This is a genomic window from Pseudomonas sp. P2S-1 (assembly GCF_057197725.1).
On the sequence record NZ_CM170068.1, the window covers coordinates 1,191,804 to 1,210,743 of the forward strand.

The 18,940-nt window shown below is 63.2% G+C and carries 18 protein-coding genes; 8 read left to right on the top strand and 10 right to left on the bottom strand.

Annotated features, from left to right (window positions below; all coding sequences use genetic code 11):
• The first annotated feature begins 655 nt into the window (after positions 1 to 655).
• Genes AC2CQI_RS05430 through AC2CQI_RS05440 form a run of 3 tightly spaced genes read left to right on the top strand, consistent with a single transcriptional unit; the run spans position 656 to position 4,081 of the window.
• The gene (locus AC2CQI_RS05430; RefSeq protein ID WP_484579432.1) at positions 656 to 1,759 is read left to right on the top strand and encodes a polyamine ABC transporter substrate-binding protein; all 1,104 of its coding nucleotides are present in this window, start codon (positions 656 to 658) and stop codon (positions 1,757 to 1,759) included.
• Positions 1,760 to 1,796: 37 nt separating this feature from the next.
• On the top strand, positions 1,797 to 3,212 hold the full coding sequence (locus tag AC2CQI_RS05435; protein ID WP_484579433.1) for an aminotransferase: 1,416 nt from the start codon (positions 1,797 to 1,799) through the stop codon (positions 3,210 to 3,212).
• A gap of 53 nt (positions 3,213 to 3,265) precedes the next feature.
• A complete protein-coding gene (locus tag AC2CQI_RS05440) occupies positions 3,266 to 4,081 on the top strand; it encodes a helix-turn-helix transcriptional regulator (protein WP_484579434.1) in 816 nt (271 codons plus the stop codon).
• Between the two features lie 115 nt (positions 4,082 to 4,196).
• Here AC2CQI_RS05440 and AC2CQI_RS05445 read toward each other — a convergent pair whose 3' ends face one another.
• Positions 4,197 to 5,990, bottom strand: a complete 1,794-nt coding sequence (locus AC2CQI_RS05445) for an ABC transporter ATP-binding protein/permease (RefSeq protein WP_484579435.1) — start codon at positions 5,988 to 5,990, stop codon at positions 4,197 to 4,199.
• A gap of 174 nt (positions 5,991 to 6,164) precedes the next feature.
• On the opposite strand from AC2CQI_RS05445, the gene AC2CQI_RS05450 reads away from it, so the two are divergent.
• Together AC2CQI_RS05450 and dksA are read left to right on the top strand one after the other, a co-directional pair.
• Positions 6,165 to 7,502, top strand: a complete 1,338-nt coding sequence (locus tag AC2CQI_RS05450; protein WP_484579436.1) for a dihydroorotase — start codon at positions 6,165 to 6,167, stop codon at positions 7,500 to 7,502.
• A 2-nt stretch (positions 7,503 to 7,504) separates the two neighbouring features.
• Complete coding sequence (gene dksA, locus AC2CQI_RS05455; RefSeq protein WP_075805635.1) at positions 7,505 to 7,912, top strand: RNA polymerase-binding protein DksA; 408 nt, start codon at positions 7,505 to 7,507, stop codon at positions 7,910 to 7,912.
• A 194-nt stretch (positions 7,913 to 8,106) separates the two neighbouring features.
• Here dksA and AC2CQI_RS05460 read toward each other — a convergent pair whose 3' ends face one another.
• Both AC2CQI_RS05460 and AC2CQI_RS05465 read right to left on the bottom strand, forming a co-directional pair.
• A complete protein-coding gene (locus AC2CQI_RS05460; RefSeq protein WP_484579437.1) occupies positions 8,107 to 8,439 on the bottom strand; it encodes a hypothetical protein in 333 nt (110 codons plus the stop codon).
• 187 nt (positions 8,440 to 8,626) lie between these two features.
• Positions 8,627 to 9,532: a PPC domain-containing protein gene (locus AC2CQI_RS05465; RefSeq protein WP_484579438.1), complete on the bottom strand. Its 906-nt coding sequence runs from the start codon at positions 9,530 to 9,532 to the stop codon at positions 8,627 to 8,629.
• A 686-nt stretch (positions 9,533 to 10,218) separates the two neighbouring features.
• On the opposite strand from AC2CQI_RS05465, the gene AC2CQI_RS05470 reads away from it, so the two are divergent.
• The gene (locus tag AC2CQI_RS05470; protein ID WP_484579439.1) at positions 10,219 to 10,443 is read left to right on the top strand and encodes a hypothetical protein; all 225 of its coding nucleotides are present in this window, start codon (positions 10,219 to 10,221) and stop codon (positions 10,441 to 10,443) included.
• Positions 10,444 to 10,494: 51 nt separating this feature from the next.
• On the opposite strand, the gene AC2CQI_RS05475 is transcribed toward AC2CQI_RS05470, so the two are convergent.
• The 6 genes from AC2CQI_RS05475 to AC2CQI_RS05500 form a co-directional block, all read right to left on the bottom strand.
• Positions 10,495 to 10,719: a FecR/PupR family sigma factor regulator gene (locus tag AC2CQI_RS05475; protein ID WP_075805632.1), complete on the bottom strand. Its 225-nt coding sequence runs from the start codon at positions 10,717 to 10,719 to the stop codon at positions 10,495 to 10,497.
• Between the two features lie 103 nt (positions 10,720 to 10,822).
• Entirely contained in the window at positions 10,823 to 11,614 is a 792-nt protein-coding gene (locus tag AC2CQI_RS05480) for an ABC transporter permease (RefSeq protein WP_075805631.1), read from the bottom strand.
• On the bottom strand, positions 11,611 to 12,270 hold the full coding sequence (locus AC2CQI_RS05485) for an ABC transporter ATP-binding protein (protein ID WP_484579440.1): 660 nt from the start codon (positions 12,268 to 12,270) through the stop codon (positions 11,611 to 11,613). The genes AC2CQI_RS05480 and AC2CQI_RS05485 overlap by 4 nt, the downstream gene beginning before the upstream one ends.
• A gap of 141 nt (positions 12,271 to 12,411) precedes the next feature.
• Positions 12,412 to 14,094 carry a phosphoethanolamine transferase gene (locus tag AC2CQI_RS05490; RefSeq protein WP_484579441.1) on the bottom strand — a complete coding sequence of 561 codons (1,683 nt, stop codon included), beginning with the start codon at positions 14,092 to 14,094 and terminating at the stop codon, positions 12,412 to 12,414.
• A gap of 15 nt (positions 14,095 to 14,109) precedes the next feature.
• Complete coding sequence (locus tag AC2CQI_RS05495) at positions 14,110 to 14,646, bottom strand: cytochrome b/b6 domain-containing protein (RefSeq protein WP_484579442.1); 537 nt, start codon at positions 14,644 to 14,646, stop codon at positions 14,110 to 14,112.
• Complete coding sequence (locus AC2CQI_RS05500; RefSeq protein WP_075805627.1) at positions 14,646 to 14,912, bottom strand: PepSY domain-containing protein; 267 nt, start codon at positions 14,910 to 14,912, stop codon at positions 14,646 to 14,648. The genes AC2CQI_RS05495 and AC2CQI_RS05500 overlap by 1 nt, the downstream gene beginning before the upstream one ends.
• A gap of 148 nt (positions 14,913 to 15,060) precedes the next feature.
• On the opposite strand from AC2CQI_RS05500, the gene AC2CQI_RS05505 reads away from it, so the two are divergent.
• Both AC2CQI_RS05505 and AC2CQI_RS05510 read left to right on the top strand, forming a co-directional pair.
• Entirely contained in the window at positions 15,061 to 15,726 is a 666-nt protein-coding gene (locus AC2CQI_RS05505; RefSeq protein WP_075805626.1) for a response regulator, read from the top strand.
• Complete coding sequence (locus tag AC2CQI_RS05510) at positions 15,723 to 17,084, top strand: ATP-binding protein (protein ID WP_484579443.1); 1,362 nt, start codon at positions 15,723 to 15,725, stop codon at positions 17,082 to 17,084. Before AC2CQI_RS05505 ends, AC2CQI_RS05510 begins: the two co-directional genes overlap by 4 nt.
• A gap of 93 nt (positions 17,085 to 17,177) precedes the next feature.
• Here AC2CQI_RS05510 and AC2CQI_RS05515 read toward each other — a convergent pair whose 3' ends face one another.
• Entirely contained in the window at positions 17,178 to 18,929 is a 1,752-nt protein-coding gene (locus tag AC2CQI_RS05515) for a phosphoethanolamine transferase CptA (protein WP_484579444.1), read from the bottom strand.
• Positions 18,930 to 18,940 lie beyond the last annotated feature (11 nt).

Genomic DNA, 18,940 nt, shown 5'->3' on the forward strand with positions numbered 1-18,940 from the left:
GTGGGAGAGGCGAAGCCTTTTTCCCACCATTCGGAAGCGAACCGAAGCCCTGACGTGATGATGGCCAGTAAAATTGAGGCGTTCCAGACGGATCTCACGATGCTTCGCCCAGGTAAATGACTTTGTCGGTTTTCTTCCAGAGAACGTCAGAGTAGAGAATGTAGTCGCCACCCATGCATGCGCAACTGGTCTTGTCTCCACGGCGTATGAAATGTCCATCCATTACTGCGTTTCCTCTGGACTGGGTAATCGAGTCGTACTCGATGACGGGTAAGGGTCTGCGATGACCTTCCGTTGTTCCGAGGGTATGCAGGCCGACCGGCAGAGGATGGGGCGGATATTTGGCGGGGTATGTAGGACTGTTCTGAGTGATTTGCAGGAAAAGGCTTTATCTCTCGATCGCGACTCGATTGAGCGGTGTATCCATTGAAATAGAGGTGCCCCCAATCGCTGGCAAGCCAGCTCCCACAGGTATCGCGTGCACCGCTGGACCTGTGGGAGCTGGCTTGCCAGCGATTGGGCCGGTACAACCACCACAATCCCCCAGACATACCCAAAAACGACCCCCCACCCATTCGGGTTATGTCCCCGCCCGCCAAATCTCCCGATAGTGAACGCACCGGCTCATTCCGAGCAGTCACACGATGGAGTTGCTATGGGCAAGGCACCAAAGGTGATCGGCAGTCTTCTGTTGGCAGGCATGGCGGGCATCGCCCTGGCCGGCGAAGCGGACACCGGCAATACGCTCCGGCTGTACAACTGGACCGACTATATCGGCGAAACCACCCTGGCCGATTTCGAGAAGGCCACCGGCATCAAGGTGATCTACGACACCTTCGACGGCTATGAAACCGTGCAGACCAAATTGCTCACCGGCCGCTCCGGTTACGACCTGGTGATGCTCAACGCCTCCCTGGTGCCGCCGCTGATCAAGGCCGGGGTGTTCCAGCCCCTGGACAAGCAGCAACTGCCCAGCTGGAACAACCTCGACCCGAAAGTGCTGGCCGACCTGCAAGGCTACGATCCCGGCCTGAAATTCTCCGCGCCCTACACCTGGGGCAGCTCCGGGGTGACCTATAACGTCGACAAGATCAAGGCACGCATGCCCGATGCGCCCATCGGCTCCCTGACCATGCTCTTCGATCCGAAGATCGTCTCGCGCTTTGCCGACTGCGGCGTGACCCTGATGGACGCACCCAGCGAGGTCATCCCCCTGGCCCTGCAATACCTCGGCAAGGACCCGCGCAGCGCCGCCCAGGCCGACCTCGACGCGGCGCAGAAGCTGCTGCTGGATATCCGCCCCTATATCCGCAAGTTCGATTCGGTGAACTACCTGACCAGCCTGCCCAACGGCGATGTCTGCCTGGCCCTGACCTGGTCCGGCGACTACGCCACCGCCCAGGCCCGCGCCGAGGAAGCGAAGAAGGATATCCGCCTGCAGTTCTTCATCCCCAGCGAGGGCTCGCTGATCTGGTTCGACAACCTGTATCTGCCGAAGGACGCGCCCCATGTGGCCAATGCGCACAAGTTCATCGAGTTCCTGCTGCAGCCGCAGAACATGGCCGGGGTCACCAACCTGATTCACTACGCCAACAGCAATGGCGCCTCGACCGCGCTGGTGAAGGCGGAGATCCGCGACGACCCGACCATCTACCCCGACGACGCCACGCGCCAGCGCCTGTTTGCCCAGAAAACCCAGTCCGCCCGGGATATGCGCGCCATCACCCGGGTGTGGAACACGGTCAAGACCGGCTACTGATTTCCCTTTCTCGTTCCGTACCGCAAGGAGCTGCCCCATGAGCATGCCCAGCAAAGCAGTCCCCGCGTTCGCCCGCGATCCCCTGGTGGAAGCCGACAAGGCCCACTACATGCACGGCTACCATATGTTCGACGAACACGCCGAACAGGGTGCGCTGAATATCGTCGCCGGGGAGGGCGCCTACATCCGCGACACCGAGGGCAATCGCTTCCTCGATGCCGTCGGCGGCATGTGGTGCACCAATATCGGCCTGGGTCGCGAGGAAATGGCCCTGGCGATCGCCGACCAGGTCCGTCGCCTGGCCTATTCCAACCCGTTCTCGGACATGGCCAACGATGTCGCCATCAACCTGTGCCAGAAGCTCGCGCAACTGGCCCCGGGCGACCTCGACCATGTGTTCCTCACCACCGGTGGCTCCACCGCGGTGGATACCGCCTACCGCCTGATCCAGTACTACCAGAACTGCCGCGGCAAGCCGGAGAAGAAGCACATCATCGCCCGCTACAACGCCTACCACGGCTCCACCACCCTGACCATGTCGATCGGCAACAAGGCGGCCGACCGGGTGCCGGAGTTCGACTACTTCAACGAGCTGATCCACCACGTCTCCAACCCCAACCCGTACCGCGCCCCGGACGATATGGACGAGGCGGAATTCCTCGACTTCCTGGTGGCCGAGTTCGAGGACAAGATCCATTCCCTGGGCCCGGACAAGGTGGCGGCCTTCTTCGCCGAGCCGATCATGGGCTCGGGCGGGGTGATCATTCCGCCGCAGGGTTATTTCAAGCGCATGTGGGAGCTGTGCCAGACCTACGACATCCTCTTCGTCGCCGATGAAGTGGTGACGTCCTTCGGCCGCCTCGGCACCTTCTTCGCCAGCGAGGAGCTGTTCGGCGTGCAGCCGGACATCATCACCACCGCCAAGGGCCTGACCTCGGCCTACCTGCCGCTGGGCGCGTGCATCTTCTCCGACCGTATCTGGAAGGTCATCGCCGAGCCGGGCAAGGGCCGTTGCTTCACCCACGGCTTCACCTACAGCGGCCATCCGGTGTGCTGCACGGCGGCGCTGAAGAACATCGAGATCATCGAGCGGGAAAACCTGCTGGCCCATGTCCAGGACGTTGGCGGCTACCTGGAGCAGCGCCTGGACACGCTGCGCGAGCTGCCGCTGGTGGGAGATGTGCGCTGCATGAAGCTGATGGCCTGCGTCGAGTTCGTGGCGGACAAGACCAGCAAGGCGCTGTTCGACGATGCGGTGAACATCGGCGAGCGTATCCACCGCAAGGCCCAGGCCCGGGGCTTGCTGGTGCGGCCGATCATGCACCTGAACGTGATGTCGCCGCCCCTGGTGATCACCCATGCCCAGGTCGACGAGATCGTCGGGATCCTGCGCCAGTGCATCCTCGACACCGCCGCCGAGCTGCGCGCCGAAGGCCTGTACCACGGCCTATGAGCAGCCTGCGCGGAGCTGTTCGCGACAAGGCCCGGCAGGCTAGACTGCCGGGCATGACCCAGGCCTCTCCCGATACTCCCGTCACCCTGTCCTTCGGCACCCTGCAGCGCTGGCACGACGCGCTGCGGGTGGCCTTCCTGCACAGCGAAAGCGCCGATGCCCTGGCGCACCTGGCGCTGGCCATCGGCGAGCTGGTCTCGGTGGAATCGATGATGATCAGCCTCGAATGCCGTGGCCGGGCGCCGCAACTGCTGTACCAGCAGGGCATTCCCGAGCAGCATCGGGATGCCGTGCTGCAGCGCTATTTCGCGGCGGGGTATCTGCTCGATCCGTTCTGCCTGGCGGTGGAGAACGGTCTTGCCGAAGGCTTCTATCACCTGGCCGAAATCGCCCCGGACCACTTCTTCGACAGCGACTACTACAAGACCTACTACCTGGCCACCGGGTGCAGTGAAGACAGCTATTTCATTGCCGACCTGGGTGAGGACCGCAAGGTGTCGCTGAGCCTGTTCCAGGGCTGCAGCGGCAGCCGGCTGAATGCGGCGCAACTGGATCTGCTGCGGGCCGTCGAACCCATGGTGCGCGAACTGCTGCGCCGGCACGGCTTGGCAGCGGCCGGCGCGGGCATGGAGCAGGGCGGGTTGCAGGCGGCGTTCGACAGCTTCGGTTGCCAGGTGCTGACCGACCGGGAGCGGGAAGTGGCCCATATGATCCTGCGCGGGCACTCGGTGAAATCCACGGCCATCGAGCTGGGGATCTCGCCGGAGACGGTGCGCATGCACAGGAAGAACCTGTACCTGAAGCTGGAGATCAACTCGCAGTCGGAGTTGTTTGCCTGTTTTATCGAGTGGCTGCGGCAGCCGGGGTAGGGCTTGAGGGCCTCATCGCTGGCAAGCCAGCTCCCACAGGTTACGCGGTCCCTGTGGGAGCTGGCTTGCCAGCGATGAGGCCCCTGAAGAACACTGAAGAGTACGAATGTGCTCCTCAGTTTTCAGCCACCTCCCACCCACCTTTCCCATCCAGCATCAGATGATGGCTATGGAACCCCGCCAACGTCGCCCGATGCCCGACACTCACCAGGATGCTGCCCTGCATCCGCTCACACAGCAGCCCGTACAGCGCGTGCTCCAGCCCTTCATCCATCGCCGAAGTGGACTCGTCGAGGAACACGATCTTCGGCTGGTTCACCAGCACCCGGGCAAATGCCAGGCGCTGCTGTTCGCCGATCGACAGGATCCGCCCCCAGTCATTGCTCAGGTCCAGCTTGTCCGCCAGATGCCCGAGGTTCACCTCGCGCAGGGCCTGGGCCAGGCGCTCGTCATCACCCGGCAGACCCACCGCCGGATACGCCACCGCCGTGCGCAACATCCCCAGCGGCAGATACGGCCGCTGCGAGAGAAACAACGCCGACTCGCCACCCGGACAACGCACCTTGCCCTCGGCATAGGGCCACAGCCCGGCTATGGCGCGCAGCAGGGTGGTCTTGCCGCAACCCGACGGCCCCTTGATCAGCAGCGATTGCCCCGGCACCAGTCGCAGGTCCAGATCGCCCAGCAGCTTCTGGCCATCCGGCCGCGAGACCTGCATGCCCTGGATGTCCAGTTCCGAGGCCTCCTCGATGCGCTCCACCCGCGGCAGCTCCCGGGCCTGCTGGTTGGCGTCCATGAAGCCGGTCAGACGATCGAGAGTCGCCCGGTACTGGGCGAAGGTGTCATAGGACTCACGGAAGAACGACAGTGAATCCTGCACCTGGCCGAAGGCTTGGGACGTCTGCATCACATCCCCGAGCTTGATCGCCCCGCTGAAGAAACGCGGAGCCTGGAGAATGAAAGGGAACACCACCGCCACCTGGCTGACCGCAAGGTTGAAACCGTCGAACTTCAGGCTCCGGTAGACCATCGCCCAAACGTTGCGGATCAAGGCCGAGAAGCGGCCCAGCAGGGTGTCGCGCTCGATCCGCGAGCCCTGGTAGAAGGCCACGTTCTCCGCGTACTCGCGCAGGCGCATCAGCGCATAACGGAAGTTCGCGGTGAGTTGTTCATTCAGGAAGTTCAGGCGGATCAGCGGTTTACCCAGCTTGAAGGCGATCCAGGTGGCGATCAGCACATAGATGTACACGGCGAACACCATCGCCCTGGGCACCTCGACCCCGGCCACGGTCAGCGGCGCCGACAAGCCCCAGAGAATCCCGGTAAAGGCCACCAGTGAGACCAGCGCGCCGATCGCCCCCAGGCACAGGCTGACCGAGCCGGTGACAAAGGCATTCACATCCAGCTCGATACGCTGGTCCGGGTTGTCCACCGGGTGTTCGAGGAACTGGCTGCGGTAATAGGCATCGCCCGCCATCCAGTCGGTGGTCAGGCGTTCGGTCAGCCAGGTGCGCCAGCGGATGTTGAAAGCCTGGGTCACGTAGTAGGTGAACAGCGCGCGCATTACATGGATGGCCGCCAGCACCGCGAAAACCCCGAGCAGATACCAGAACGCCGTCTGGTCCAGGGCCTGCAGGGCGCTGTAGAAACCGTTGTACCAGAACGAAAACAGCACGTTCATGCGCACGGCGAACAGGGTCAGCACCAGCAGCAGGGCGAAGGCCAGCAGCGGGCGCCAGCTGTGTTTCGGGCTCAGGTACGGTCCGGCGATCTGCCAGAACTGCTGGCCCCAGCGGGTGAAGCGGATGGCCAGCCGGGTGGCGAGTGCCAGGCCAGCGATACTGATCAGGGTGGTCAGGGCGAGCCAGCGCAGGCTCTCCTGCAAGGCTTGATGCCAGTCCATATCCATGGGCGGATTTCCGGGCGAGAGGTGAGCTGAGCGTAGATGAGGAATGCCGCCGTCTGGGTGAAGGAATCTTTAATGGCCTTTGGCGGCGGGTTTGTGGTTTGCCGGGGCACCTCGACGTTGCTGCATGGCAAGTGTTATAACATAACATTTTGCGCCCGAGACCCGATCTGCATCATGAGCCGAATCCTGATCCGCAATGCCAACGTAGTGAACGAAGGCAGCACCTTTTGTGCCGATATCCTGGTGGCCCACGGCCGTATCGAAAAGATCGCCGGCCTTATCAGCGGGCAGTCCGCCGAGGTGGAAATCGATGCCCGGGGTCAATGGTTGCTACCGGGGATGATCGACGACCAGGTGCATTTCCGTGAACCCGGTGCGCCGCACAAGGGCAGCATCCATAGCGAGTCGCGGGCGGCAGTGGCGGGTGGCATCACCAGCTTCATGGACATGCCCAACACCCACCCGGCGACCCTGTCGCTGGAGGCCCTGGCGGACAAGAAACAGCGGGCGGCGCGCGGTTCGGTGGTCAACTTCGCGTTCCACTTCGGGGTCAGCAAGGACAACCTCGATGTGGTCGCCGCGCTCGATCCGCGGCAGGTGGCCGGGGTCAAGGTGTTCATGGGCGCGTCCACCGGTGACATGCTGGTCGACGACCCGGAGGTGCTGGAGCGGCTGTTCGCCTGTGTGCCCACCATCCTCCTGGCCCATTGCGAGCACACGCCGTCGATCCTCGCCAACGAGGCGGGTCTGCGCGAGCTTTATGGAGACGCCATCGGCCCGGAACTGCACCCGGTGATCCGCAATGCCGAGGCCTGCTATCGCTCCTCGTCGCTGGCGGTGGAACTAGCGAAGCAATTCAACACCCGCCTGCACGTCCTGCACCTGACCACGGCCCGCGAGCTAGCGCTGTTCGAGCCGGGACCGCTGGCGGGCAAGCGCATCACTGCCGAGGTCTGCGCCCACCACCTGCTGTTCGACGACCGCGACTACGCGACCCTGGGCAACCTGATCAAATGCAACCCGGCGATCAAGAGCCGCGCCGACCGTGATGCCTTGCGCCAGGCGCTGCTGTGCGACCGTCTTGACGTGATCGGCACCGACCATGCGCCACACACACTCGAAGAAAAATCCCGCCCCTATGCCCAGGCGCCCTCGGGCCTGCCCCTGGTTCAGCACGCCTTGCCGGCGCTGCTGGAACTGGTGGCCGACGGCGTGCTGCCGTTGACCCGGTTGGTGCAGAAGACCAGCCATGCCGTGGCCGAGCTGTTCGGCATCCACGAGCGTGGTTATGTCCGCGAGGGCTACTGGGCCGACCTGGTGCTGGTGGAAAAGCTGGCGCAAGCCAGGCCGGTAGCGCTCGACCCGCTGCTGTCGCACTGCCAGTGGACACCGTTCCAGCACCACGCATTTCGCCACCGGGTCAGCAGTACCCTGGTGTCCGGGCAACTGGCCTGGCACCAGGGGCGGCTGGTCGAGGGTTGCCAAGGATTACCGCTGAGTTTCAGGAAATGAACATGACCGAAGAAGAACTGCTGCAACAGCCTGAAGAGGCCTACATGAATGCCGGCCAACTGGCGTACTTCCACACCCTGCTGTTGAGCGAACGGCAGGGCTTGCAGGAGCGGATCTCCGAGGAGTTCGAGTCGCTCAAGAGCCATGAAGTCAACTCCGACCCTGCCGATATCGGCAGCACCGAGGAAGCCCGGCAATGGCAGCTGCGGGTGCTGGAGCGGGAGAAGAAGCTGCTGGACAAGATCGACGAGGCGCTGGAGCGGCTGGCCCGTGGGGAATATGGCTGGTGCGAGGAGACGGGGGAGGCGATTGGTTTGAAGCGCTTGTTGCTAAGGCCGACGGCGTCGTTGTCGGTGGAGGCCAAGGAGCGGCAGGAGATGAAGGAGCGGCATACGCAGAAGATGCGGTGATCGAGGTTGTCTGGGCGGGCTTCATCGCTGGCAAGCCAGCTCCCACAGTGACCGCGTGCACCGCTGACCCTGTGTGCCAGCGATGAGCGGCGCGGTCAGTGTGGGAGCGGATTCACCGGAGCGCCGGACCGCCGCGATTGGGCGCGAAGCGGCCATAAAACCTGAGTCCCCGTTGTGTCAGGCAAACTCGGGACTCAGGCTTTACGACGGCTCCGCCGCCGATCGCGGATGAATCCGCTCCCACCTCGACCGTGTCGGAGCAGCGGCTCCATCAGCGCCTTGCAGATCTCCAGCGAACTCTGGGTCGCCCAGGTCACCCGCTGCAGCGGCTCGGCCGCTATGTGACAGGCTTGCAGGTTGCTTTCGGTGGCGGCGGCGAGGGACATGGAGAGGTGGACGAGGACGTCGTCCAGGGTGGTGCCGGGGTTCACGCTGAAGACAGGGGCGTGGGTGCCTCGGCAGGTGGCGAAGTTGGTATGGGCGGTGAGGCGGGGAGTAGAAGGGGGATCGGGAACAAGTTTATTCATCATGCGACTCCTCGAGTAATGAAGCCGCCGTCTTCGTGGACAGACGAAGGGAGGCGACTGTACGCGGACTGGTCCAACCGGGACTCGAGAAACCCAGCGCGCACGATGGCGCTCCGCGCACAGCCGCCATAACACTGAGCAGCCAGCATTTGAAAATGCCGGTTGTGCAGATGACCGAGCGTGCGTCTTAAGTAGCCTCTCGGCTGCAGTGTACTGAATATGTAGGCTGATCATTGGTTGCAAGCTCGGAGATTTTAAGGGTGAAGGAGGCTGAAGCTGTGCCGTGGTGCTTGCTTTCGCGCATTCGTATACGTAGTGTGTAGGCGCCATCTTTGGGGGCTTTGAAGTTCACACAGGAGGTATTGCTGTTTTCCCTGTTGTATCCAAAGCTCAATCTCTTTCCCGTCTCCGAGTAAACAATTGTGGCGAGATCAACATCTTCTGAGCTGGCTACAATTTGCACGATTTTTCCTTCTGGCAAGTTAACTCTATAGTCCTTCAGTGCACCTTCGCCAGACCAAAAAACGGGGGGGGCTGAGTTTTCCATCTTTCCGTTGTAAAGGGTATCTAGACTGATCTCATGAATTGTCGTTGGCTTTAGTATTCCGATTTTACTCGTCGGAGTACCCAGCGAATAGCTACCGATGACAGGCCTAATTTCCAGAGAAGCTCGCTCCCCCTCCTGAATGTCAACCCCTTTGATGCGGAGAATACCCCACCCATCCTTGGCGACCTCGGCAAAGAACCTGCAACGGGCATTGTAAGCACAGTTCATTTCACCGAGCTGATTACGTTCCTCATCATAGAGGGTGGTACTGAAATTTTGCCAACCCACCGCTCCCTCAAACATCAGAGTTTTGCCTGCTTGGAGGTGTATCCGGAAATCTCGCTGAAACCCGTCTGGATATCCATTATCTGCAGTGCTAGGCATGTCGGATGAAGTAATGTTAAGTGGGTAAATCAGGCCTATATCGATTTCAGGTAGTGATGATTCTGGAAGCTGGTGTCTGGCGCTTTTTTGAATAAGGGCTGCCGAAATTCCGCTCAGGACGACGATTGACACAGCCACTGTGATTTTCAATTTTTTTGACAAGAACTTGTTTCTCTGCAGTTTTTTTTGAGAAGGGTCGGCGTTAGCTTAATGATAAAGTTCGCTGGTTGAGTCGCTCGGTTAAAAATTCAGAAAATTCCTACATGAATTTTCTGGGTGTCTTATATCTGGAAGGAAGTGTTTGACGGTAACGCCTAGGAGTTTGCGCGGATCAAATGTGTGGGTTTGAATACAGCGTCTTCCATTGAGCTAATGAGTAAGATGCAGTTGCCATTTCTTGACGAGAGGGCTGGCGACTGTACGCGGACTGGTCAACCGGGACCACGGACCCCGGGGCGCACGAAGGCGCTCCGCGCACAGCCGCCATAACTCGTATCGACAGGCATGGAAAAACGCCCGCTGAACGGATGGTGCGCATGTGCGCCGTGGTACCGCCAAGTGACCAGACCTGATCGCTGATTTGGCAGCGACCGCCGAAGACTAGGGGGCCATTTCCACGAGCGCAATGCGTTATGGGGCGCAGAAGTATGCTTGGGAAGTTGCCTACAAGAAAGCCGGAAATCGGCAGAGTTTCGTTGCTATATGCAACATTTTTTTAGCCGAGATTACGCGCCCACAAGGATTGCTTCGAGCCGTCCACTGAGCCGAACCGGCAAGCGATCCGATCAAACTTTCTCGTGTGCGCATGACTCTTCTGCAGTACATCCAGCCCTGATCAGGAGAAGGCCATGAACCACGACGACCGCAAACCGGCCGACAAGACGCCGCAGCCGCTGTCTTCCGAAGACGCGCAAAAAGGCGAGCCTTCACCTGACCCGGTACTGGAACAGCCGGATCCGGACACCGAGGCGGTGGACAAGGTGATCACACCGACGTCGATCAAGGAAACAGAGGAGCAGACCAGGGAGATCGAGCGACGCCTGGCTGAGGTAGAAGAGAAGGAGCGGCATTGATATGGGCGCGGAGTACGAATGTGCTCCGCGCCTCGAAAGACATCGTCGGAGTCAGTCCAGCTTCACCGGCAACGCCGGCTTCGGCAGCGCATTGCTCAGCTCCCAGGTCTCCAGCACCCGCGCATACTCGAACGCATGCCTGGGATCCGCCTGCACCCACAACGCGAACGCCTCGCGCTGGGCCGCGGTGCAGGCAGTCTCCTGAAGACGCAGGCACCATTCGGCAGCCTGGCTGAGAATCTCGTCGCACAGCGGATAGGGGAAATAGGGCTTCATCGGGACGGCTTCCTCTCATGACCGGGAATGCCACCCTAAGCGGTTGATTGGCAAAAAATCGTCAAAAAAACATGAGGGAAACCTGGCGACCTTCAGGCATTCCCTATGACCGCTGCAATCTGTCCGCGAGGAACTGATGCCCCGGCGAAAACAGCCGCCCGAATGCCAGCAACACCGCACACACCGTCCCCAGCGCCGACGACGCGGCAATCAGGAACATGATCACGATCTGATAGCGCACCGCCTCGTCCGGACGTTGCCCGGCCAGAATCTGCCCGGTCATCATCCCCGGCAGGCTGACGATCCCCACCACGCTCATCTGGTTCAGCGTCGGCATCATCCCGGCCCGTACCGCCTGCGCGGCAGCTCCGCGCGCAGCCTCCCAGCGGGTGGCGCCGAGGGCCAGGAGCATCTCGATCTGCCCACGCTGCGCGCTGAGCTCGCGGGTCATGCGCTCCATGCCCAGGGACACCGCCGTCAGGCTGTTGCCGAGGATCATGCCGAGAATCGGAATGGCATATTGCGGCTCGTACCACGGCCGGACCCGCAGGATGACGAACAAGCCGATGGCGGTGACCAGCCATGAACTCAGCCACACCGATACCACGCTGTCGGTCAGCAACCCGCGATAGCGCCGCTCGCCACGGCCGCTGGCGGAGATGCCGGCGATCAGGGTCATGCCGCACATCAACGGCAGCACCACATACCACCAGGCGTGCTGGAACACCCAACCAAGCACGTAGCCGATCGCCAGGAGCTGGACCACGGTGCGGATGCCGGCCAGCAGCAGTTGCCGCTCCAATTGCAGGCGCAGGAGTATCGAGAGTACGCCATTGACGAGAATCAGCGCCGAGGCGAGGGCCAGGTCGAGGTAGGACAGGCTTTGGTAGTTCACGGCTGTAATGCCCCTTGCTCCATGCTCAGGTGCCGGTTGCCCATGCGCCGGGCCTGTTCGGGATCATGGGTGACCCAGATGAAGCCACGCTGCGCCGTGGACCATTCGAGCACCAGGCGCTCGACCGCCGCTGCGGATTGCGGGTCGAGAGCGGCAGTGGGTTCGTCGAACAGCATCACCTCGGGCTTGAGTTGCAGCACCCGGATCAGCGCCACGATCTGTGCCTCGCCACCGGACAGGTCGGCGGCGGATTTGTCGAGAAAGCTGGCGGGCTTGCCGGCCTGGGCCAGCAGCGCTCCGGCGACCTGGGCACCGAAGTGGCGTTGGCGCTGGGCTTTCAGGGTAAAGGGCAATCCGAGGTTGTCGCGCACCGTGCCATCCACCATCGCCGGACGCTGGGCCAGGTAGCAGACGCTGGCACGATAGCGGGTAATCTGCTGGGCGCTCACCGGCGCTCCCTGCCAGATCACCTCGCCGCTGTCAGGCGGGTCGAGCAGTGCCAGGGCGCGCAGGAACACGCTCTTGCCCGAGCCCGAGGCGCCGATGATGGTCACGCGGTCGCCGCTGTGCAGGGTGAAGTCGGTGGCGGCGAGTAGGGTGGGAGCGCCAGTGGCGGCGGTCCGGCTGAGTTGTCTGGCTTGGATCAGGGCGGCCACGGAGAGTCCTTGTTGCCTGTAACACTTTATGTACTGGAAACACTACAACAGGAACCGGGCACATGAAAGCCACAGGCTTCTGCAGCGACTCGGAACCCTGTGGGAGCTGGCTTGCCAGCGATGAGGCCGGAACAGTCACCCTCAGAACTTGGCCTCGCACCCTCGCGCCCGACCAACCCCCAGCCACTCACTCAACTGCACCGGCTGCAGATGCACCAACCCCCGGTCCGTCTCGCACACCGGCTGGATGAAGTTGTCGCTGAACAACAGCTTCCCATGCACGAAATGCTCGTCCTTGCGCAGGTTCGGGTTGTCGATCCGCGTCCCCAGCCGCGCCGCCAGCCATTTGCCGATCTCGTAGTGACTGATCCAGCGCTCCGGCACCAGCGCCTCCATGGCCTGGCGCGGCGCCTCGCGGCTGAGCACGATCACCGGCACATCACTCACCTCCGGCACCAGGTCGTTGTGCCCCCATTTGCCATCCTCGCCCAGGCGCTGGCCATGATCCCCGGTGATCACCAGGTAGCGTTCGCCCTCAAGCCGGTCGAAACGGGCGATGACTTCCTCCAGCAACCCGTCGAGGTAGTGAATCGAGTTGTCGTAGGCATTGGCCTGGCCCTGCGGGCCCTGGTCCGGCCATGGCCGGTCACCGTCCTGATGCACATAGTTCTGCGCATAGGGCAGGTGCGCCGTGCGCAGGTTGAGCACGACGAAATTGCGTTGGCCGAAACGCTGCTGGTCGAGGATATCCAGCAGGGCATGGTCCTGGTTCTGCAGAAAGCGCAGCGGATGATCCTCGCGGGTGATCGACACGTCCAGGTAGCGACTGCCCAGGTGGGCCAGCAGCCGGGATTCCTGGGAGGAGATCCAGTGGGTGCGCATGCCGGCTTCACGGGCGAAGCGGAACAGGTTGACCTGGCCTTCACGCAGCAGATGGTCCTGGCCCGGCTCGCGGATCGGGTTGAGCAGGTACGGCAGGCTGACGTCGGTGGCCACGCCCGCCGAAACGCCCGGCCGCACGAGGGCATCCGGGTGGCCGGCCAGGTAACGTTGCAGGCGCGGGGTGGTCTGCCGGTCGTAGCCGTAGACGCCCATGCGCTCGCTGCGCAGGGAGTCGGCCACCACCAGCCAGACGTGCTTCGCCGTGCTGGGGATGGCGCTGAGCCGATACGGCGCAAAGGGCGCCGTGGGCAATGTGGTCTCGTTCTTGAAGGCCAGGCGCACGGCCCAGGCGGAAAAGGCATTGAGGCTGTTGTGCAGGCCACTGCGGGTCGGCCCGGGGGTGAAGGCGTCGAGATTGCGGTAGGTGGCCCGATACGGCTTGGCCAGCAGTACCACGGCAATCAGTACCAGGGCCCAGCGGCTGGCCGGCAGTTCCATCCGCCCGGGCAAGCGCCAGTGCAGGGCGATCAGCAGCGAATACGGCAGCAGGACGCTGAGCGCTGCGCTCCAGTGCTGGCCCAGGCTGTGCCGGGCGGTCTGCGCCACTTCGCCGGGTTCGTGCAGCAGGCCGCGGATATCGATGGCGCTCAGCGGTTCGCCAAAGAAGCTGATATTGCCCAGTTGCAGCAGTTGCATGCCGGCGAACACACCTAGGATCGCCACGACCACGGCTCGCAGGTTGCACAGCCACAGGGCCACGCAGAACACCCAGAGCCCCGCGACCCAGCCCGCCTCCAGCTCGGCGCGGTTGTTGCCGGTAAACAGTTGTTGGAGAAAATCATCGGCCAGCAGCAACAGGCAGCTCAGGCTGGCCAGGGCGCACAGGCGCAACCAGGCGGCGCCACGCTCGGAACGCGGCCGCAGGGTCAGGGACATCAGCATGGAAGGGTCTCGCGATCAGGAAGGCATGCGCCGACGGCGGCGTCCGGTAAGCATCGACAAGGGCAGGTTCTCGCGCAGGCGCAGGCTTTCCACCACCGCGGCGAGCACATGCAGGCAGACGAGGGCCAGCAGGGCGTCGGCGAGCAAGGCGTGCAGGTCCATCGGCCAGTCGGCGCCCCACAGCGCGTCCACTTCCTCGGCCAGCCAGCCGGTCAGGGCGAGGCCGCCGATGCAGGCCAGCATCAGCACCATCACCAGTGCACCGATGGGCGAATGGCCAAGGCGGTGGTACGGCTCGCGGCGCCACAGGGCGCGGGCATGGCGGGCGAGGCGCGAGGGCGTCGGCCAGAAATCCGTCCAGCGCGCACTGCGCGGCCCGACGAAGCCCCAGAACACCCGCAGCACCAGGCAGCCGACGGCGTAGTAGCCGAGCCACTGGTGCCAGTCGCCGCCTTCTTCGTTGAAGAAGTAGTTGGCGATGAACACCGTGGCGAACGACAGGTGACAGAGGCGCAGCAGCGGGTCCCACAGCTGCACCATGACCGGCTGCATCAGCCTTCGACCTCGGTCTTGACCGCCTTGCCGCTGACCGGGTCATGGTAGATCTCGACCTTGCGGCCGTCCTTGTCGAAACCGTAGATCTCGTAGCAGTTGCCCTTGGTCACCTTGAACTTGTTGATCTTGTAGCCCTGCTCCTTGAGCTGGGCCTGGAACTTGTCGGGGTCCTGCCAGGTGCTCTTGTCGGCGGTGGTGCATTCGGTGGCGGCGAACACGCTGGAGCTGCCCAGCAGCAGGGCGAGGGCGAGGAGGGTACGCATGGGGATCGACTCCGATCGGGATAAGGGAATCGCACGATGCGCTGCCAGTCTTAATGCCAGCTTAGCGAGTCATTACTGGTTACATTTTCCCCGGTGAAAGCCTTCCCGCAGGGCCCATGATGGCGCCCTTGAACGGAGAAGCCGGCCCATGCGCGTACTGTTGGTAGAAGATGATCAGGCCCTGGCCCAGGGCATTCGCACCGCCCTGCGCGGCGAGGGCTATACCCTCGACTGGCTGGCCGATGGCCTGGAGGCAGAGCGCGCCCTGGGCGTGGAAACCTTCGACCTGGTGCTGCTCGATCTCGGCTTGCCGCGTCGTGACGGCTTGCAGCTGCTGCGCACCCTGCGCGCCGATCCCGAGGCCCGGGTGCCGGTGCTGGTGCTGACCGCCCGGGACGCCACCCGCGACCGCATCGAAGGCCTGGATGCCGGCGCCGACGATTACCTGGTCAAGCCGTTCGATGTGGATGAGCTCAAGGCCCGCATCCGCGCCTTGCTGCGCCGCAGCCAGGGGCGGGCCCAGCCGTTGCTGGAGCATGCCGGGGTCAGCCTCGATCCGGCACGCTTCGAAGTGCGCTATCGCGACCAGCCGGTGAGCCTGACCCCGATGGAGTTCCAGCTGCTCCACCAGCTACTGGCCCGCCCGGGTACGGTGCTGACCCGCGAACGCCTGGCGGACGTGCTCTACGGCTGGCAGGAAAGCGGCCCCGGCAACACCCTCGAAGTGCTGATCCACAACCTGCGGCGCAAGCTTGACAGCGGCCTGATCCGCACCGTGCGCGGGGTCGGTTACCTGATCGAGGACACCCCATGACGGCGATCCGCACCCGCATCCTCTTGCCCACCCTGTTGCTGGTGCTGCTGGGCAGCCTTGGCCTGGTGCTCAGCGTGCTGCGTGACAACCACCGGGACATCGAGAATGTCTACGACGCCCAACTGGTGCAGGCGGCGCGGGTGCTGCAGGGGCTGTTCCGGGAAATGCCCGAGGACAAGGACTGGCAGCAGGTGCGCACGGCGCTGGAACAGGCCATGGACCTGTCCGCTGCCGATATCCTCAGCCACCCCTACGAGATCAACCTGGCCTTCCAGGTCTGGCGCAGCGACGGCCGCCTGCTGATGCGCTCGGCGGACGCGCCGTTACTCGACGCGCCACCGGCCTCCGGTATTCACGACCTGCTGTATGAGGGTCAGGACTGGTGCGGCGTGCTCCTCGAAGACCGCCAGCGCGGGCTGCTGATCTGGGTGGGCGAGCGTGACGACCTGCGCCAGGACCTGATCCAGCGTATCGCCGACCAGGCCCTGACCCCGGCGCTGATCGGCATTCCAATGCTGGCGGCGGCCATCTGGCTGCTCCTGGGCTGGGGCCTGCAACCCTTGCAGCGCATGGCCCGGCATCTGCGGGCGCGGCCGGTGGACAGCCTTGATGCGTTACCGCTGGACACGCTGCCACCGGAGCTGGCGCCCATGGCCCAGGCGCTCAACCATCAACTGTTGCAAATGACCCGGCTGCTGGAGCGGGAGCGGCGATTTATCGCCGATGCCGCCCATGAGTTGCGGACGCCGCTGGCGGTGCTGGCGATCCATGCCGGCAATGCGCGACGTGCCGGTGACGAACAGGAACGTGACGAGGCCCTGGCCTTTCTCGAACAGGGCGTGGCCCGGGCCACTCGCCTGGCCAGCCAGTTGCTGACCATGGCTCGCCTGGAACCCCTGACCCAGAACCGCCAGCGCGTGCGCCTGGATGCCCTGGCCCGGGAGGAACTGGCCCAGCTCACGCCCCTGGCCCTGCGCCGGCAGGTGGACCTGGTGCTGGATGAGCAGGGGGAATGCCATGTGTATGCCGACCCTGCGGCGGTGACGGTGATGTTGCAGAACCTGGTGGGCAATGCCTTGCAGTTCAGCCCGGCGGGGAGCGAGATCACCGTTGAATTGCGCCAGCGCGAGGGCGGGCTGGAGTTGCAGGTGCTGGATCAGGGGCCGGGGGTGGAGGCGGCGCAACTGGAGCGGCTGAGTGATCGCTTCTACAGCGCCAACAACCCGGGCGGTGCCGGGTTGGGGCTGGCGATCGTGGCGCTGGTGGTGGGGCAGTTGGGGGGCGGGCTGGAGTGCTTCAACCGGGTTGGGGGTGGTTTTGGGGTGAGGGTGAGACTCCCCGGGGTATGTGCGATCTAGGTTGTTGCCAAGGGCCTCATCGCTGGCAAGCCAGCTCCCACAGGTTCGGCGGTGCACGCGGACCCTGTGGGAGCTGGCTTGCCAGCGATGCTTTTATGGATTCCCCGCCGTCGCCTGCGCTTCGCTCGCCCCATCCAGCGGTAAGCGGTCGAATTCATGCAGACCATTCCTGTCGTACGGATCGCCGATCCAGCGCGGCGCCTTGACGAACTGCGTGCTGACCAGGCTTTTCGCCGGCTCGAAGCGGTCGTAGCTCAGCCCTGCCAGGTCCGACAGGGTGTGGATCAGGTGCGAGCTGCTGTAGGCATTGTTCGCCATCGCCTGAAGATCACGGGGATGGGCGGCCTGCCAGCTCGGTGAGGTCCAGAGGATGAACGGAATGGTGTACATCGGCCGGGTCGGCGCCGCTTCGTTGCGCCCGAGCCGGTCATGGGCACCCGAGCTGTAGACATCCTCGCCATGGTCGGAGAGGTACAGCAAAAACCCGTTGGGGGTGCTCGCCGAGTAGCGCTTGATCAGGTCGGACACCACGAAGTCGTTGTACAGCACCGCATTGTCATACTCGTTGTAGGTGTCTACCTGGCTGCTGGACAACTGGCCCGGGACGCCCTGGCGGTCGTTGAACTTCTGGTACTCGGGCGGGTAGCGGTATTCGTAGTCCATGTGGGTGCCGAGCAGATGGACAATGATGAACTTGTTCGGCGCCGGGTCCTGCAGGGCCTTTTCGAACGGCGCAAAGACCACGTCGTCGTATTGCGCGGCATTCTGGTTGCGCTGGTTGTTCAGGTAGACCGGCTCGTCCGTCTGCTGGGAGAAGGTGGTGAGCATGGTGTTGCGCTTGCTCATGGTCTGCTGGTTGGTGATCCAGAAGGTCTTGTAGCCCGCCTGTTTCATCAGGTTGATCAGCGACGGGTCGGTGAGGAAGCGATCCGGGTTCTGCTCGTCACCGAACGTCAGGATCTGCTGCATCACTTCGATGGTGTACGGGCGCGGCGACACCACGTTGCGGAACACCGTCAGGCCCTTGTCGCTGGCGGCCAGGGCATCCAGGTTGGGCGTGGTGTCACGGTTGTAGCCATACAGGTGCATATGCTGGCGGGTGGTGGACTCACCCAGCACCAGCACCAGGGTCCGTGGTCTGTCGCCACTGCTGTCGAGCAGGCCCTTGACCGGGGGCAGGGCGGCGTTCTGTTGCAGCAGCGCCTGCATGTTGTCCAGTTGCTGGCGGTATTGCCGGTAGCCGACCAGCAACTGCCAGGGCACCGCCGGTTCCATGCGCTGCTCGACCTTTTCCAGGGCATCGGCGAAGTTGCGCTGCTGGGTGACCATCTGCTTGTAGAACGGGTAGACCAGGTTCGCTGCCAGCAACAACAGCACCAGCGGCAGCCGGGTTTTCAGCGGCAGGCTGAACGGACGGATGCGTTTCCACAGCAGCACCGCGACCAGGCTGTAGAGGAGCAGGGCAAAGGCCAGCCAGATGTTGAAGTACTGGCTGAAGTATTCGCCGGCTTCCGCCGTGTTCGATTCGAACATGACGAAGATCACGCTCTGCGAGAACTCCTGGCGATAGATGCCGAAGTAGGTCAGGCCGACCAGCGAGGCCCCCCACAGCACCACGCCAATGACCGCGCTGGCACTGCGCGCCAGGTGCGGCATCAGCAGCAGCGGCACCAGCCACAGGCTACTGAGGAACAAGGCATCGCGAAAACCGGAAAAACCGGTGGTGCCGCTGAAGAACAGCAGGGCCTGGGTAACACCCGAGAAATACCAGAAGAACAGCAGCGGCCAGAGCAGGCCGGACCAGGCCAGGGGTTTTCTCGAAACAGGGGCGGGAGTCGCGGACACGGGTACCTCGT